The organism is Kitasatospora sp. NPDC056651 (assembly GCF_042792155.1).
GTDB lineage: Bacteria > Actinomycetota > Actinomycetes > Streptomycetales > Streptomycetaceae > Kitasatospora.
Genome location: NZ_JBHTWX010000007.1, coordinates 52,662 through 68,915 on the forward strand (window position 1 = coordinate 52,662; position 16,254 = coordinate 68,915).

Below are 16,254 nucleotides of genomic sequence, written 5' to 3' on the forward strand. Positions count from 1 at the left end.
GAGCACCTGAGGAAGCAACCGTGACCGTGGACGCCCTCGACGCCCGGCTCGACGCCGGAACCTACGAGGTCCTGCGCGACCGGCTCGCCCGAGCCGCCGCCGAACTCGCCGACCGGGCCCAGGCGTTGAACGCCCGCCGGGTCGCCGAGTTCGGCGGCGGGGAGCTGCGGCTGGCCGGCACCGGACGGCTCACCACCGCCCGGGCCTGCCTGCCGCAGGACCTCACCGCCACCGGCGGGCAGCTGCTGCTCGCCACCCGCACCACCGAAAGCACCGAAAGCACCGACGGCGCCGGGGTCGCCGGGGTCGCCGGGGACTTCACCGGCCTCCTCGGCCTGCACCACCCCGACCTCTCCCCCGCCCCCGCCGAGGGCACCCTGCTCGACGACCCCCGGCTCCGCCAGGACCTCGCCGACCTGCGCCGCTACTTCCGCGACGCCCGGCTGGAGCGGCTGCGCCCGGTGGACGGCCGGCTGCTCGCCGTCTTCCGCACCGGCCCCGCCGCCACCGACGTCCGGGTGCTGCGCTGGCGCCTGGACGACGAGACCCGCGCCACCTACCTGGACGGGCGCGGCGAGCGCGACCACACCCCGGCGGACGGCCAACAGCTGCCCTGGACGGCCCTCACCCGGGACGACCAGCTGCCCGCCGGCCCCGGCCGCCCACCGCGCGCCGACCTGGCCGGCGAACTGCTGGTCGGCGTCGACGGCGGCCGGCTGACCATCGCCGCACCGGACGGCCGGGAGCTGCACCGCGAACCGCTCGCCGAGGCCCTCCAGACCCTCGCCGACGCCCGGATCGCCCACGCCCGGCTCGGCACCCTGCTGCTGGTGCGGGTGCGCCCGTACCAGGAGGAGACCGAACGGCACCTGGTGGTCCACCTGCCCACCGGCACCGTCACCCGGATCGACGCGCTCGGCCAGGCCTGCCTGCGGCTGCCCGCCGACCAGGGCGTGGCCTTCCCCGGCGGCTGCCACCTGGTGGACGGCACCGTGCGCACCTTCGACCAGCCGGTCGACGGCCTGCGGTACGAGCGCACCGTCCTGTCGCCCAACGGCGAGGACGTGCTGTACGAGTTCCGTTCCCCCACCGACGGCCGCGCCCTGCTCCAGCCGTACAACAGCGTCCGGCAGGAGGCCGCCGCCCCGCTGCCCTGCCAGGGCTACGCGCTGCTCGCCGACGGCACCCTGGTCGCGCTGCGCCCGGCCGAGGACGGCCCGACCCGGCTGCACCCCGTCCAGGTCTGGCAGACGCCGTTCACCAGCGAGCGCTTCGCCGCCGAACAGCCGCCCGGCACCGGCCCGCTGGCCCGGATCGGCAACGCCGACCTGGTCCGCGGCCTGGCCGACTGCCTGGCCCTGGCCCGGCTGGCCGCGGCCGGCGCCGACACCCCGGCCGGCCACCAGGCCGTCCTCGCCGCCTGCACCCGCACCGCCGACCGGCACCACTGGCTCGGCCAGGGCGGCCTCGGCGACCTCGCCGCGCCGCTCGCCGAGATCCGCGACACCGCCCGGCAGGTCATCGCCGAGTACGAGGCCGTCGCCCAGCTCACCGCGCACGCCGTCCGGCGGACCGACGAGGCCGCCGAGCACGTCGAGGGCCTGCTGCGCACCGCCCGCGGCGAGACCCTGGCCGACGCCGCCGAGTGGGTCGACCGGCTCGCCGGGCTGCGCCGCGCCCAGGGCCGGGTCGAGGCGCTGCGCGACCTGCCGCGCGCCGACCCCGAGCGGATCGACGCGCTCGCCGCCCACCTCGCCGAGGGTCTCGCCGAGGCCGCCGACCGCGCCGTCGTCCAGCTCGCCGAGCCGGCCGCCTTCGAGCCGCACCGCCACCGGGCCGGCGAGCTCGCCGAGCGCTGCGCCGCCATCGCCACCGCCGCCGAGGCCGAGCCGCTGGGCCTCGAACTGGGCGCCCAGAGCGAGGCCCTGCAGACCGTCTCCGAACTGGTCGGCACCCTCGACCTGGCCGACGCCACCACCCGCACCGCGATCCTCGACCGGCTCGCCGACGTCCTCGGGCTGCTCAACCGGGCCCGGTCCACCCTGACCGTGCGCCGCCGGGAGCTGCGCACCCGCGAGGCCGCCGCCGAGTTCGCCGCCGAGACGGCCCTGCTCGGACAGGCCACCACCGCCGCGCTCGCCGCCGCCGACACCCCCGAGACCTGCGACGAACAGCTCGGCCGGCTGCTGCTGCGGATCGAGCAGCTGGAGACCCGCTTCGCCGACGCCGACCCGGCCCTCGGCGACCAGCTCGCCGACCGGCGCACCGAGATCCACGACGCGCTCACCGCCCGCCGCCAGCACCTGCTGGAGGAGCGGGCCCGGCGCGCCGACCGGCTGGCCGCCTCCGCCGAGCGCGTCCTCGACACCCTGCACCGCCGGCTGGCCGCGCTCGACACCCACGAGGAGATCGAGGCGGCCCTCGCCGCCGACCCGACCGCCGTCAAACTCCGCGACCTGGCCGGGCAGTTGACCGCACTCGGCGACCGGGTCCGGGCCGAGGAGCTGACCGGCCGGCTGCGCGCCGCCCGCGGCCGGGCCCTGCGGTCCCTGCGCGACCGCGCCGACCTCGCCGGGGACGGCCCCGGCACCCTGCGGCTGGGCCGCCACCTGTTCGCCGTCACCACCCAGCGGCCCGAGCTCGCCCTGGTCCCCTGGCGCGGGCGCCCCGCCTTCACCCTCACCGGCACCGACTACCGCTCCCCCGTCACCGACCCGGCCTTCGCCGCCACCGAACGCTACTGGGACCGCCCGCTGCCCTCGGAGACCCCTCGGCTCTACCGCGCCGAGTACCTCGCCGCGAGCCTGCTGCTGGCCGCCGAGCCGGGATCGCTGACCACCGACGGGGACCTGCTGGAGTACGTCCGGCGGGCGGCCGAACAGCGGCCGGACGAGGGCTACCAGCGCGGCGTGCACGACCACGACGCGGCCGTGCTGCTCCGCGCGCTGCTCGAACTCGGATCCGAGGCCGGGCTGTTGAGCCACCCGGCGGGCGCCAGGGCGGCCGCCCAGCTGTACTGGGCGCACGGCACCGACGAGCGGCAGCGACTGCTCTGGCACACCCGGGCCCACTCCCTGGGCCTCGCCCGGGACGCCTTCGGGGGCACCCCGGCGCGGGCCGCGCTGGACGCGCTGGCCACCCTGACCGCCGAACTCACCGCCGCCGTCGACGACTTCACCCCCGGCGCGGAGCCCGCCGGCGCCTACCTGGTGGCCGAACTGGCCGCCGCCGGCCCCAGCTTCGCCCACTCGGCGGGCGCCGCCGCGCTGCTCGACAAGTTTCGCGCCGCACCCGAGTCGGCCGGCCTCACCGAGGCGCTGGCCGCCCTGCCCGAGGAGCCGGAGCTGCTGCCGGTGCGACGCCAACTCGCGGCCGCCTGGCTGGAGTCCGGCGCCTCCGACGCCGACCCGGCCGACCTCGCCGAGGCCGCCGCCGTCCTGCTCTGCCCGTCCCTGCCGCGCCGCCCGGCCGAGGGGGCGGTGAGCGCCCGGATCACCGGACTGCTCGGCGACCACCCGCGCCTCACCGGCGGCGCACTGGACCTCCGGCTGGACGAACTGCTCGCCCGGGTGGGCGAGTTCGAGCGGGTCGAGGTGCCCGGCTACCGGGCCTACCAGCGGCTGCGCGGCGAACTGCTGGCCGCCGAGCACGCCCGGCTGCGGCTCGACCAGTACCGGCCCGCCCCGCTCAACGGCTTCGTCCGCAACCGGCTCATCGACCAGGTGTACCTGCCGCTGGTCGGCGACAACCTCGCCAAGCAGCTCGGCACCGTGCGGTCCGGCGGGCCCGTCGACCGCAGCGGCCTGCTGCTGCTGGTCTCCCCGCCCGGCTACGGCAAGACCACCCTGGTCGAGTACCTCGCCGAGCGGCTCGGCCTGCTGCTGGTCTCCGTCAGCGGCCCCGCGCTCGGCCACCGGGTCACCTCGCTGGACCCGGCCGAGGCCCCCGACGCCACCTCCCGGCGCGAGGTCGAGAAGCTCAACTTCGCCCTGCACGCGGGCGACAACGTGCTGCTCTACCTGGACGACGTCCAGCACACCTCGCCCGAGTTCCTCCAGCGCTTCATCCCGCTGTGCGACGCCCAGCGCCGCGTCGACGGCGTCTGGGACGGCGAGGCCCGCGAGTGGGACCTGCGCGGCAAGCGCTTCGCCGTCGTCATGGCCGCCAACCCGTACACCGAGTCCGGGCGCCTCTTCCGGCTGCCCGACATGCTCGCCAACCGGGCCGACGTCTGGAACCTCGGCGACGCCGTCGCCGGGCGCGAGGACCTCTTCGCCCTCAGCTTCGTCGAGAACGCCCTGCCCGCCAACCCCCACCTGGCCCCGCTCGCCACCGCCGAGCGCGCCGACCTCGACACCCTGCTCGCCCGCGCCGCCGGCCTGCCCGGCGGCACCCTGGCCGCCGCCTGGCCGGCCGCCGAGGTCGAGCGGATGACCGCCGTCCTCGCCGGCCTGCTCCACCTGCGCTCCACCGTCCTGGCCGTCAACCGCGCCTACCTCGACTCCGCCGCCCAGGACGACCGCACCCGCACCGAGCCCCCGTTCCTCCTCCAGGGCTCCTACCGCAACATGGCCAAGCTCGCCCAGCGCCTCGACCCCGCCCTCACCCGCCCCGAACTCGACGCCCTCCTCACCGACCACTACCGCGCCGAGGCCCAGCCCCTGGGCGCCGACGCCGAGGCCCAGTTGCTGAAGCTGGCGGAGCTGCGCGGCACGATGACGGAGGTACAGGCCGAACGCTGGGCGGAGCTCAGGGCTGCACGTCGTCGAGCAGCTCCGACCACAGATCGAGCGTGGGTGCCGCGAACTTGAACTTGCTGTCCGAGGGACGCAGTCGGACGTAGGCGGAGACCAGCAGATGCGCCACCCGCTCGGTCTCCGCCGGAAGCTGGCGCCGGATGAGATCCATCCACCCCGGCGCGCTTCCGTCGTGGAGCGTCTCCAGCGGCAACTTCCGGCAGGCCGTCCAGGTGACCAGCTCGGGCGCGTACTGCAGCAGCTTCCAGTGCCCCTTGCTGTTCCGCTTGAACAGTTCGGCGATCTTCGCCTGGGTCGACCGCCTGGCCTCCACCGCCCGCTGGATGCTGATCTCGCGCACGCCCTCGTGCACCAGGCTGCGGTAGACCGGGCTGTCGATGTCCGACCAGAGCTCCTTCAGGCCGTCCTCGGTCTGAAGGTGGTTGGTCAGGTACGGGCGCGGCGCGGGTGAGAGCGCGGCGAGCGAGCGGAACACGTCCGCGGGCGTGAACCCGACCGGGTGCGGCCCGGACACGATGCCCCGCCGGGGGTCGAAGAAGCCGCCCTCCCGCCGGAACTCCTCCTGGACGCGCAGCAGGTGGGGGCAGCGCGCGAGGTTGTCCTGCGGCTCCAGGGGGTTGATGTGGTGGGCCGACTCGTCGCAGAGCTCGCGGGCCCGGTCGATGTCCTCGCCGGTGACGACGACGACCCACAGGACGGCCCTGGAGAGGTGCGCCGGGGAGAGCTCGCGGATCAGGTGGGCCATCGTGACCAGCCGCTGGAAGCCGTCCAGGCACTCCACGCCCGCCAGGCCCAGCAGCCCGGAGCCGCCGGCCCGGTCGGGTTCCCAGTGCGGGCTTCGCGAGGAGAGGACGATCGGCGGCCCGAACATGCCGGCTTCCTCGGGCCGCTCCCGGAGGGTGTTCGCGAAGGCCCGGTTGACCGCGCTGTCCGGCAGGTATCCGCGCCGGCTCCTCAGCACGAAGGCCGCGTCGGGCATGGCGGCCAGCGCCGCCAGCTCGGCCGCGTCGATCAGGCACATCCAGCGGTTGCCGATGGTCACGACGTGACGGGACCTGAGGATGTGACGGTCGAGGGCCGGCGGGGTGTTCGGCGCCCACGAGACTCCCCGCCAAGGGTCCAGTGGTGACTGGTGGTTGCTCATGGTCGGTTCAACGCCGTACGGACGGTCAGGTTGCGGCGCGCGGCCGCCTCGGTCGGCTGAAATTCATCGACGCCGGTCCGGTTGCCCTATCACCCGACTACTACTCCCATCGGGGGATCTCCCCGTGTCGCCGGATGGCCCTCCCACGTCGGCGGGTCGCCAGGTGATACGGGCGCTGAGGGACTCGATCCGGCCGGGCCGAACACCGCCGGGTGCGCGGGAAGTCGGGTGCGCAGGAAGTCGGCCCACCCGACCTCCTGCGCACGTCATCCGGCCACCCGCCCGTGCTACCGGCGCCGCCCGGCCGCCAGCAGGTCGGGCACGGTGGCGAGCTTCACCCGGGGGCGGCCCTCGGCCTCGCCCCGCTCGCGCTCCGCGCGGTCCACCGCCCGCAGCTCGCGCAGGCCGACCGCGTCCGGGCGGCGGTGCCGCACCAGCCGGTCGAACTCCCGGCGGCCCGCCGCCGGGGCGGGCAGCGCGCGGGCGGCCGCGTCGTCCATCAGCGCGTCCACGGTCTCGCGCGCGCAGGCCCGGTTGGCGCCGATCCCGCCGGACGGGCCGCGCTTGGCCCAGCCCACCACGTACGCTCCCGGCAGCGGCCGGCCGGTCGCCGGGTCGACGACCCGCCCCTCCCGGTGCGCGACCGTCCCCGTCGCCTCGTCGAAGGGCAGCCCGGGCAGCGGCACGCCCCGGTGGCCGATCGAGCGCACCACCAGCCCGGCCCGCAGCACGTCCTCGGCCCCGGTGCCCTCGACGCCGCCATCCGCCGCCGGCGCGGTCCGCTCGACGGTCAGGGCCTCGACCCGTCCGTCCCCGGAGAGCGCGACCGGTGCCGACAGGAACCGCAGCACGATCCGCCGCCCCGGCCCGGGCTCGGCGCCCCCGTCGTGCGGGACCAGCGGCAGCCCGGCCAGCAGCGCCGCCCGGGAGCCGGACCCCGCCGGGACGCCCGGCCCCGGCCCCAGCCCCAACCCCGCGCCCGCGCCCGCCTCGATCTCCGCCCGCACCTGCGGGTGGTCCTCCACCACCACCTCGACGCCCGGCAGTTGCCGCAGCGCCAGGAACTCCGCCGTGGTCCACGCCGCCTGCTCCGGCCCGCGCCGGGCGAGCAGCACGACCTCGCGGACCCGGCTGCCGCGCAGCGCGGCGAGCGCGTGGTCGGCGATGTCGGTGGCGGCGAGCCGGTCGGGGTCGGTGAGCAGGATGCGGGCGATGTCCACCGCGACGTTGCCGTTGCCGACCACCACCACGCGCCGTACCTCCGAGAGGTCCACCGTGTCGGCGGGCACGGTCGGTTCGGCGTTGTACCAGCCGACGAAGGAGGTCGCGGGCAGGCTGCCCGGCAGGTCCTCACCGGGGATGCCGAGCCGGCGGTCGGCGGCCGCGCCGACCGCGTACACCACCGCGTGGTGGTGCGCGGCGAGTTCCTGGTGGGTGACGTCCGTGCCGATCTCCACGTTGAGGTGCATCCGCAGCCGGGGGTCGTGGAAGACGCCCGCGAAGCTCTCCGCGATCCGCTTGGTGGACTGGTGGTCGGGGGCGACGCCGTGCCGCAGCAGGCCGCCGGTGACCGGCAGCCGGTCGATCATGGTGATCTCCGCGCTGGTGCCGCGCAGCAGTTCCTGCGCGGTGTACCCGGCGGACGGCCCGGTGCCGACGACCGCGATCCGCAGCGCGCCGAGGTCGCCGGGCAGGCTGCGCGGGAAGCTGGGCGCGCCCCAGGCGTGGTCGCTGGGGTGGTCGCGGAACCAGTCGCGGTTGAGGTCTCCGAAGACGGTGTCCGGCCCGCGCAGCCGGTCGACCGGGTACACCGCGTCCACCGGGCAGGCGTCGGCGCAGGCACCGCAGTCGATGCACGCCCGCGGGTCTATGTAGAGCATGTCGGTGGTGCCGAACTCCGGTTCGTCCGGCGTCGGGTGGATGCAGTTGACCGGGCAGACGGACACGCACGAGGCGTCGTTGCAGCAGGTCTGGGTGATCGCGTAGGCCATGGCCGGGGTGGGGTCCTCGCTGCGCGTGGGGGTGGGGACGGGTGCGTGCCGACGGTCCGTCAGAGCATGTGCACCCGGCGGTAGACGGCCGCCGAGCGGCTGGTCAGCAGCCCGGTCTCGGCGAGGAAGGCCATCAGGTGCCGGGAGCTGGTGCGCATCATCGCCTTGCGGTGCTCGTTGGCCCGCACCTCGGCGAGCGCCCGCTGGGTGTCGAGCCCGGCGGCCCGGTACACGCCCGGGTGGACCATGCTGCTGACGATGACGTACGCGCCGACGGCGATGCCGGTGGCCGAGGCGCGCCGGCGGGCCGGGCTCGCGTGGCGCATCCGCTCGCGGATCTCCTGCCGGGCGAACTTCATGTGCCGGGACTCCTCGACCACGTGGATCCGGGAGGTGCCGCGGACGATCTCCAGCACGTTCTCGCCGCGCATCCAGTCGCGCTGCATGACGTCGAGCACCTCTTCGGCCACCAGGACGCCGCCGTAGGCGAGTTCACCCCTGGCGAGCGCCTTGAAGGCGCGGCCGGCCTGGGCGATCAGCCGGTTCGGCCGGTAGGCGGGGACGCCCATCCTGGCGCAGGCCCGGGCGAACATGATCGAGTGGCGGCACTCGTCGGCGATCTCGGTGAGCGCGAACTGGAACTCGGCGTTGGCGGGGTTCTTGAGGTACTGGTCGCGCAGCACCATCTGCTGGAGGATCATCTCGAACCAGATGCCGGTGTTCATGATCGAGCAGACCTCGTGCCGGGTGAGCGTGACCCGCTGCCGCTCGGTCATCTCGTCCCACAGCCGGGTGCCGTAGAGGGTGCTCCACTCCGGGTTGAGGCCGTAGTGGTGATCGGGCAGCGGGGCGTCCCAGTCGATCTCGGTCGAGGGGTCGAAGGAGAGGGCGGCGGCCGACTCCAGCAGCCGCTTCGAGACGTCGTCGTCGGCCTTGGTGTGGCCGTTCCCGGTCTGCCGGGTGAGAGCCATGGCTGCCTCCAGGTGCCTGCCCCGCGGGTTCCCGCTCACCCGCTTATTAGACGGACAGTACAATAAGAGCCGGTCGCGGAGAACCCCCTGCGCGGCAACCGACCGGCGCGCGACACAGGGCCCGCGCCCCCTCGTGCACGCGGCGACGGGCGGGACCCTCGCCCAGGGTCCCGCCCGCCCGTCAGCCCGTCAGCTCGTCAGCTCGTCAGCTCGTCAGCTCGCCCGTCCGACAGCGCGCCCGTGGCCGGAAGCCCCGCCCTCAGTCCGCCCGGCAGCCGCAGGGGCCGCGCCGGTCGTCCGCGTCGAAGGCCGCCAGGGCCCACGCGCCCGGCTCCAGCGCCCGGCACAGCGCGGCGAGCACGGGAGCCTCCAACCCGCCCAGGGCCTCGGCGAGTTCGTCCGTCACGTCCTGCGCGATCTCAACCGCCACCGCCTGCGCCGGGGTGCGCGGCCCGAGCTTGCTGACGGCCGCCGCCGCCCGGGCGGGGGTGAGCAGCGCCGAGGCCTGGACGAGCAGCCAGGCCGGGACACCGGCCGCGCCCTCCGGCGGAGGCAGGTACGGGCGGGCACCGTCGTAACGGTCGTCCTCGGCGAAGGCCCGCTGCTTCACCTTCACCAACGGGCGGGCCGCTTCCGACTCGCACCACTCGCGGGCCGGCTTGAGCACGTACCCCTCGGCGAGGTTGTCCGGCAGCTCGGGCAGGTCGAACAGCGAGGGCACCCGGCTCGGGTAGCGCACCGGCAGGTCGTGCAGGGTGTTCAGCGGGCCGTGCCCGATCAGGGGCACGCAGGTGAGCCCGGCGGCCCGCGCCTCGGCGCGCAGGACGCGGTCCTCGATCCACCGACGGCCTTCGGGCGTCTCGACGGTGGCGTCGAAGGGCAGCCAGCGCAGGCCGGGGGCGTACCAGACGCCGGTCTGCACCGGCTCGACTCCGGGGACGGCGGGCACCCCGGGGTGCGGGTAGCGGCCGCCGGCGAGTTCGCCGTAGACCGTCACCCTGGCGCGGTCGCCCCACGGTCCGCGCACCGCGGCGGCGAACCGGGCGGCCGCGACGGACAGTCCGGGCCAGATCCGGCTCACCCCGAAGAAGCCGTCCAGCCCCTCGTCGTCCAGCAGTTCGCGCCGTTTCGCGGCCCGCACCGAGCCGCCCTCGCAGACCACCGCGAAGTGCGCCCCGTGCACCTTCTCCGTCGCCGTCCACACCCGGCTGCCGGGGCCGCCGGAGCGGGTGCGGGCGGGGATCTTGGGGTAGGGCCGCAGCTCCGGGCCCTCGGACACCGTCTCGAACACCGTCTCGGACACGAACCGCATCCTCGCCGCCGGGCCCGTCTCCCGGCAACCGGGATTCGGGCCCGCCCACGTCATCGGCCGGGACTGGCCCCGGTCAGGCCCTGGCCGGGCGGCCGGGTCAGACCCCCCACGCGCCCCGCAGCTCCGCGAAGGCCTCGTGGAACCCCGGGAAGGTCTTCCGCACGCAGCCCGGGTCGTCGAAGGTGATGCCGGGCGTGCGCAGCGAGGTGACGGCGAAGGACATGACGATCCGGTGGTCGGCGTGGGTGGTGATCTCGACCGGGCGCGGCGTGCCGGGCAGGATCTCGATCCAGTCGTCCCCGGTGGCCACCGTGACGCCCATCGCGCGCAGGTTGTCGGCGCAGGCCTCCAGCCGGTCGCACTCCTTGACCCGGGTGTTGTGGACGTCCTCGATCCGCACCGGCCCGGTGGCGAAGGGCGCGATGGCGGCGAGCGTGGGCATGGTGTCGGAGATGTCGCGCATGTTGACGGTGATCCCGCCGAGCGGGCCGTTCCCGGCCACCGTGGTGCGGTCGTCCGCGACGTCGACCCGCGCGCCCATCCGCCGCAGCACGTCCACGAAGCGCAGGTCGCCCTGGAGCGCGTCCCGGCCGAGGCCCGGGACGGTGACCTCCCGGCCGGCCAGCGCGGCCGCGGCGAAGAAGTAGCTGGCGGTGGAGGCGTCCGGCTCGATCGGGTAGTCGGCGGCCCGGTAGCCGCCGGGGGGCACGTCGAACACCTCGCCGGCCGGGGTCCGCTCGCGCTTCACCTCGACCCCGAAGGAGCGCATCATCGCCAGGGTGATGCCGATGTACGGGGCCGAGACCAGCCGGGTGACGGTGATCCGCAGCCCGTCCCTGGTGAGCGGGCCGAGCAGCAGCAGCGCGGTCAGGTACTGCGAGGACTGCCCGGCGTCCAGGGTGAGTTCACCGCCGCGGACGCCGTCGGCGAGGACCGTCAGCGGGTGGTGTCCCTCGGCCTCCTCGTGCCGCAGCTCCACGCCCAGTTCGCGCAGCGCCCGGGTGAGCGGGGCGACCGGGCGGCGGCGCATCTGGGCGGAGGCGTCGAAGCGGTAGGTGCCGTGGCCGGCGGCGGCGAGGGTGGGCAGGAAGCGCGCGGTGGTGGCGCCGTCCCGGCAGTACACCTCGGCGTCCGGCACGGCGGGCCCGGCCGGGCGGCCCTCGACCTGCCACGCCTCCCCGGTCCGCTCGATCCGGTACCCGAGGGTGTCCAGCCCCTGCGCGAAGCCCTCCGTGTCGTCCGAGGACAGCGGGCGGCGCAGGGTGGTCACGCCCTCGGCGGCGGCGGCCAGGAACAGCGCCCGGGCGGTGATGGACTTGGACCCCGGGATCTCCACAGCGGTCACGACAGGCTCTCCCCCCACATGGGTGTCCGACAGGTGTCTCCAGTGGACTCGGCTCCGATCCTGCCCCACCCGGAGCCCGCCGTACCCGACTATCCACGGACTGGACGGGCGGCGCCGGCGGCGGACGGCGGCGCCGCGGGGAGGCGGCACGGCGGCGGACAACTTCCGGACGGCGCGCAGCACTTCGTCCCGTCGCCCGGCCGGCTTCACCCCGGCGGATCAGCAGCGCGCCCAGAGCCCGGCCAGGTGGGCGTGCAGGACCTCCTCGGCCTCCGCCACCGTCCGGTGCCCGACCAGCACGTGCGCGGTGAGCCCGTCGGCGAGGGCGAGCAGCGTCCGGGCCTCGGCCCGCGCCGACACCGCGCCGCCCACGGCCTGCGCGCCCTCCCCCGCGCCACTCGCGGCCTCCGTGATCAGCCGCACCATCAGCTCCTCCAGCGCCGCGTAGCTGCTCCGCAGGGTCCGTGCCAGCGCCTGGTTGACGGCGGCTCCGGCCACGAAGGCGAGCCAGATCCTGGCCTCGGCCCGGTGCTCCTCCCGCAGCAGCGCCACCTCGCCCGCCACCAGCCCGAGTTCGCTGGCCGCCGACTGCGCCGGGCCGGCCGTGAGCCGGCTGCGCACCCGCTCGCTGACCCGCTCGCCGACGTGGGCGAGCGCGAACAGGAGCATCTCCTCCTTGGTGTGGAAGCAGCGCTGGACGGCCCCCATCGAGACCTCCGCCCGGGCGGCCACGTCCCGCAGGGTGACGCCCTCCAGCCCGTGCTCGTCCACCAGCAGGCAGACGGCCTCGGCGATCTGCCGGCGTCGGCCCTCCAGGTCCACCTGCTTCGGCATCGTCCGTCTCCTGCCCCGTGGTCCGTGGACGCCGCCCGGCAGCGGCCCGATTTTTTCGATGCAAGCGTATCGGCTTCTGGGCTATGGTGCGGTTCCGATGCAACCGCATCGGAACCGACCGGAGGAGACCCCCATGCCCCTGTGGAGCAAGCCCGCCACCGAACTCGCCGCCGCCGTGCGCGCCGGCGAGGTGTCGGCGCTGGACGTGACGGACAGCCACCTGGACCGGATCGCCGAGGTCAACCCCGAGCTGAACGCCGTCACCCAGCTCCTCGCCGACCGCGCCCGCGAGGCCGCCCGGGACACCGACCGCCGCCGGGCCGCGGGCGAGCCGCTGGGCCCGCTCGCGGGCGTGCCGTTCACCGTGAAGGAGAGCACCCCGATCGCCGGCGTGCCCACCACCTTCGGCACCCCGCACTTCCGCGACCACATCGCCGTCGCCGACGCCGTCCCGGTGGCCCGGCTGCGCGCGGCCGGGGCGATCCCGATCGGCCACAGCAACCTGCCGACCCTGGTCATCGCCGGGATGCACACCCGCAGCGAGCTGTACGGCGACACCCGCAACCCCTGGGACTCCCGCCGCACCCCGGGCGGCACCAGCGGCGGGGACGGCGTGGCCGTCGCCGCCGGGATGGCCCCGCTCGCGCTCGGCAACGACTCCGGCGGCTCGGTCCGCATCCCCGCCTCCTTCTGCGGGATCGCCGCCCTCAACCCGACCACCGGCCGGTTCCCCGCCGACCAGCGCGTGATCGGCCCGGCCGACCCCGGCCCGGCCTCCCAAGTCCTGGTCACCGACGGCCCGTTGGCCCGTACGGTCGCCGACCTGCGGCTCGCCTACGAGGCCCTGGCCGGCACCGACCCGCGCGACCCGCGCGCCGTACCCGTCCCGCTGTACGGAGAGCCGCTGGACGGCCCGATCAGGATCGCCGTCGTCGCCGACCCCGGCGGCCACGGCGTCCACCCCACCGTCCGCCGCGCCATCGCCGAGGCCGCCGACGCGCTGAGCGACGCCGGGTACGACGTCCAGGAGGTCCCCGACGTCCCGCGGCTGGACGAGGCGCTGGAGACCTACCACCGGCTGCCCGTCACCGAGTTCGCGCCCCGCTGGCCCGCCGTCCGGCAGCTGCTGGGCGAGGGCGGCGACCGCTACATCGACTACACGATGCGCGCCGCCCCGCCCGCCACCGACGCCCCCGGCCTGATGGACCTGCTGAGCGCCAGGATGGGCGTCCGCCGCGCCTGGGCGGAGTTCCTGCGGCAGTACCCGCTGCTGCTGGGACCGGTGTTCAGCGAGCCGCCGGTCGAACCCCGGCTGGAGTCACGGGACCAGGCGGGCCGCGACCGGGTCGCCCTGGCCATGCGGCTCTGCTCGGCGAGCACCCTCGCCGGTGTCCCCGCCGTCGCCGTGCCCACCGGCCTCGACCCGGACGGCCTGCCCACCGGCGTCCAGCTCGTCGGCCGGGCCTTCCGCGAGGACCTCTGCCTGGACGCCGCCCAAGCCGTCGAGGACCACTGCGGCACCCTCGCCCCGATCGACCCGAAGCGGTAGCGGACCCCCGGCCGTAGGGTCCGGGCCGTAACGGGCCCCGGCCGTAGCTCGCCCCGGGTCCCGCTAGGCGCGCCGGCGCAGGCTCCGCCGCAGGTAGCGGGCCCACCCGCGCGGAGCGTCGTCCCGAGCAGGGAGTCCGCCGCCGTCACGCCCCCGGCAGCCCCGGCACCACCAGCCCGCTCTCGTACGCGATCACCACCGCGTGGGTGCGGTTCTGCGCGCCGAGCTTGGCCAGCACGTTCCCCACGTGCGTCTTGACCGTCTCCAGGCTCACCGCGAGCGACTGGGCGATCTCCGGGTTGGACAGCCCGGTCGCCATCAGCCGCAGCACCCCCTCCTCCCGCCCGGTCAGCCCCGCCCGCGGCAGGGCCTCGGCCGAGTCCAGCGGCCGGGCCGCGACCATCCGGCGCAGCGCGGCCGGGAACAGCACCGCCTCCCCCGCCGCCACCACCCGCACCGCCTCGGCGATCTGCGGGACTGGCAGCCGCTTGAGCACGAAGCCGCTGGCACCGGCGCTGAGCGCGGCGGTGACGTAGCCGTCGTTCTCGAAGGTGGTGATCACCACGACCCGGGGCGGGTCGTCGTGCTCCCGCAGCAGTTCGCGGGTCGCCTCGATGCCGTTGCGGCGTGGCATCCGCACGTCCATCAGCACCACGTCCGGGCGCAGGATCCGGGCCTGGGTGACCGCCTCGACGCCGTCGGCGGCCCGGCCGACCACCTCGATCCCCTGCTGGGCGCCGAGCAGGGTGCCGAGGCCGCTGCGGGTGATGGGGTCGTCGTCGGCGATCAGGAGGGTGACGTCGCCGCCCGGGCCGTTCACGCCGACCACCGCACCGGCAGCCGGACGGCCAGCCGCCACCGTCCCTCGCCGTCCGGGCCGGACTCGAACTCGCCGTGCAGCAGCCGCACCCGCTCGGCCAGTCCCGGCAGGCCGTGGCCGGAGGTCGGGAAGCCGCTCGCCCCGGGCCCCCGCGCGCCGCCGTGCACCCCGTTCACCACGGTCAGCTCCAGTTCCTCGGCCCCCGCCGCCACCCGCAGCTCGATCGGTCCGCCCGCGCCGTGCCGCAGCGCGTTGGTCAGGCCCTCCTGGACGATCCGGTACGCGGCCCTGGAGAGCGTGCCCTGCACCTGCGTCAGGTCCCCGGAGGTCTGCGGCACCACGACGGCGCCCGCGTGCCGCAGCCGGTCGATCAGCTCGGGCAGGTCGGCGAGGGTCCGCACCGGCGCGGCGCCCGCCTCCTCCTCGCGCAGCACACCGAGCACGTAGTCGAGGTCCTCCAGCGCGGCCCGGGTCGACTCCTCGATGCTGCGCATGGCGGCCCGCGCCGCCACCGGGTCGGCGGCCAGCACCTCGCCCGCGACGGCCGCCTGGATGGTGGCGGCGGTCAGCGTGTGCCCGATCGAGTCGTGCAACTCGTGTGCCAGCCGGTTGCGTTCGGCCAGCTGCCGCTCACGCTCGGCGGCCATCGCGAGCCGCTCGGCCGGCGAGGGGCCGAGCAGCCGGGGCGCCAGCCACCGCAGCGCGCCCGACACCGCCGCGAACAGCACCGCCGCGAGGGCCAGGCAGAGCGCCCCCAGCAGCCAGCTCCAGACACCCGTGACGTTCCGGGCCCAGCCGAAGAGGCTGATCCGGGCCGAGCCCTCCGCGGGCTGCCCCGGCACGGCCAGCCCCATCACCACGAGCGTGCTGCCGCCGATCAGCACCGTCCAGCCCAGCGCCACGTGCGCCAGCACGAACGCCGGCGTCCGCCACCGCTCCCCCGCGGCGCCCTTCACCGGGGCGGGCAGTGTGACGCCCAGCAGCCGCCGTGCCACCGCCACCAGCACCCGGCGCACCAGGTGCGACAGGCCGGCCGCCGCGAGCAGCACCGCCCACACCGGCAGGCCCACCCAGGCCGCCTCCGGCCGGCCGTCCAGGCCCAGCGTCAGTCCGAGTGCCACCATCGCCAGCGGAAGCGCCGCCAGTGCCCCGAGCACCGCGAAGAGCACACCCGTGTACGTCGACCTGCGAAACAGCGGCCGCAATCCCTTGATCATGTGCGCCAGTATTCCTGCCGCCCCGGCCGCCGCCCTCCCCCGATCGAGGGAGCATCTCCACGGCCCCGACGTGCGGGGACACCCCCGGCCCGGCCCTCGCGCCTGCTTCCCCGGACAACAGAACGGCCGGTCGATCCGAAGATCGACCGGCCGTTCCGGTTTGTGCGGCTCTGTCAGTCATGCGTTGGTCACGCGACCAACGTTCCACCCGGCGCGGATTGTTGTGGCACGCGTGGCAGCCCTTGGCAGGCTGGCGGGTGCGATGTGTTGCGCCCCCTGGCGCCGGGTAGTGGTGACGGGCTCAAGCACCTGCA

10 protein-coding genes are annotated in these 16,254 nt (G+C 75.7%); 2 read left to right on the forward strand and 8 right to left on the reverse strand.

Going from position 1 to position 16,254, the window contains the following annotated elements:
- Positions 1-20 precede the first annotated feature (20 nt).
- Positions 21-4,811, forward strand: a complete 4,791-nt coding sequence (locus ACFRAR_RS05300; protein WP_380694986.1) for a DNA repair ATPase — start codon at positions 21-23, stop codon at positions 4,809-4,811.
- On the opposite strand, the gene ACFRAR_RS05305 is transcribed toward ACFRAR_RS05300, so the two are convergent.
- The 6 genes from ACFRAR_RS05305 to ACFRAR_RS05330 all read right to left on the reverse strand — a co-directional run bounded on the left by ACFRAR_RS05305 (position 4,750) and on the right by ACFRAR_RS05330 (position 12,354).
- Positions 4,750-5,799 (reverse strand): hypothetical protein, encoded by a 1,050-nt coding sequence (locus ACFRAR_RS05305; protein WP_380694987.1) that lies wholly within the window; start codon positions 5,797-5,799, stop codon positions 4,750-4,752. The two genes, ACFRAR_RS05300 and ACFRAR_RS05305, sit on opposite strands and share 62 nt — an antisense overlap.
- A 389-nt stretch (positions 5,800-6,188) precedes the next feature.
- Complete coding sequence (locus ACFRAR_RS05310; protein WP_380694988.1) at positions 6,189-7,892, reverse strand: 4Fe-4S binding protein; 1,704 nt, start codon at positions 7,890-7,892, stop codon at positions 6,189-6,191.
- Between the two features lie 59 nt (positions 7,893-7,951).
- On the reverse strand, positions 7,952-8,863 hold the full coding sequence (locus ACFRAR_RS05315) for a diiron oxygenase (RefSeq protein WP_380694989.1): 912 nt from the start codon (positions 8,861-8,863) through the stop codon (positions 7,952-7,954).
- A 259-nt stretch (positions 8,864-9,122) separates the two neighbouring features.
- Positions 9,123-10,166: an RNA ligase family protein gene (locus ACFRAR_RS05320; RefSeq protein ID WP_380694990.1), complete on the reverse strand. Its 1,044-nt coding sequence runs from the start codon at positions 10,164-10,166 to the stop codon at positions 9,123-9,125.
- Positions 10,167-10,272: 106 nt separating this feature from the next.
- Positions 10,273-11,520: a 3-phosphoshikimate 1-carboxyvinyltransferase gene (gene aroA / locus ACFRAR_RS05325; protein ID WP_380694991.1), complete on the reverse strand. Its 1,248-nt coding sequence runs from the start codon at positions 11,518-11,520 to the stop codon at positions 10,273-10,275.
- A 219-nt stretch (positions 11,521-11,739) separates the two neighbouring features.
- Positions 11,740-12,354 carry a TetR/AcrR family transcriptional regulator gene (locus tag ACFRAR_RS05330; RefSeq protein WP_380694992.1) on the reverse strand — a complete coding sequence of 205 codons (615 nt, stop codon included), beginning with the start codon at positions 12,352-12,354 and terminating at the stop codon, positions 11,740-11,742.
- Positions 12,355-12,487: 133 nt separating this feature from the next.
- Between ACFRAR_RS05330 and ACFRAR_RS05335 the strand changes: the two genes are divergently transcribed.
- Positions 12,488-13,903: an amidase gene (locus ACFRAR_RS05335; RefSeq protein ID WP_380694993.1), complete on the forward strand. Its 1,416-nt coding sequence runs from the start codon at positions 12,488-12,490 to the stop codon at positions 13,901-13,903.
- 145 nt (positions 13,904-14,048) lie between these two features.
- Here ACFRAR_RS05335 and ACFRAR_RS05340 read toward each other — a convergent pair whose 3' ends face one another.
- Positions 14,049-14,723 carry a response regulator gene (locus tag ACFRAR_RS05340; protein ID WP_380694994.1) on the reverse strand — a complete coding sequence of 225 codons (675 nt, stop codon included), beginning with the start codon at positions 14,721-14,723 and terminating at the stop codon, positions 14,049-14,051.
- Positions 14,720-15,940 carry a sensor histidine kinase gene (locus ACFRAR_RS05345; RefSeq protein WP_380694995.1) on the reverse strand — a complete coding sequence of 407 codons (1,221 nt, stop codon included), beginning with the start codon at positions 15,938-15,940 and terminating at the stop codon, positions 14,720-14,722. Before ACFRAR_RS05345 ends, ACFRAR_RS05340 begins: the two co-directional genes overlap by 4 nt.
- Between the last annotated feature and the right edge of the window lie 314 nt (positions 15,941-16,254).

Bases quoted from the DNA above. Each gene is read 5' to 3' on its own strand.
- ACFRAR_RS05310 (WP_380694988.1), bottom strand. From the start codon at position 7,892: ATGGCCTACGCGATCACCCAGACCTGCTGCAACGACGCCTCGTGCGTG.
- ACFRAR_RS05315 (WP_380694989.1), bottom strand. From the start codon at position 8,863: ATGGCTCTCACCCGGCAGACCGGGAACGGCCACACCAAGGCCGACGAC.
- ACFRAR_RS05330 (WP_380694992.1), bottom strand. From the start codon at position 12,354: ATGCCGAAGCAGGTGGACCTGGAGGGCCGACGCCGGCAGATCGCCGAG.
- ACFRAR_RS05335 (WP_380694993.1), top strand. From the start codon at position 12,488: ATGCCCCTGTGGAGCAAGCCCGCCACCGAACTCGCCGCCGCCGTGCGC.
- ACFRAR_RS05345 (WP_380694995.1), bottom strand. From the start codon at position 15,940: ATGATCAAGGGATTGCGGCCGCTGTTTCGCAGGTCGACGTACACGGGT.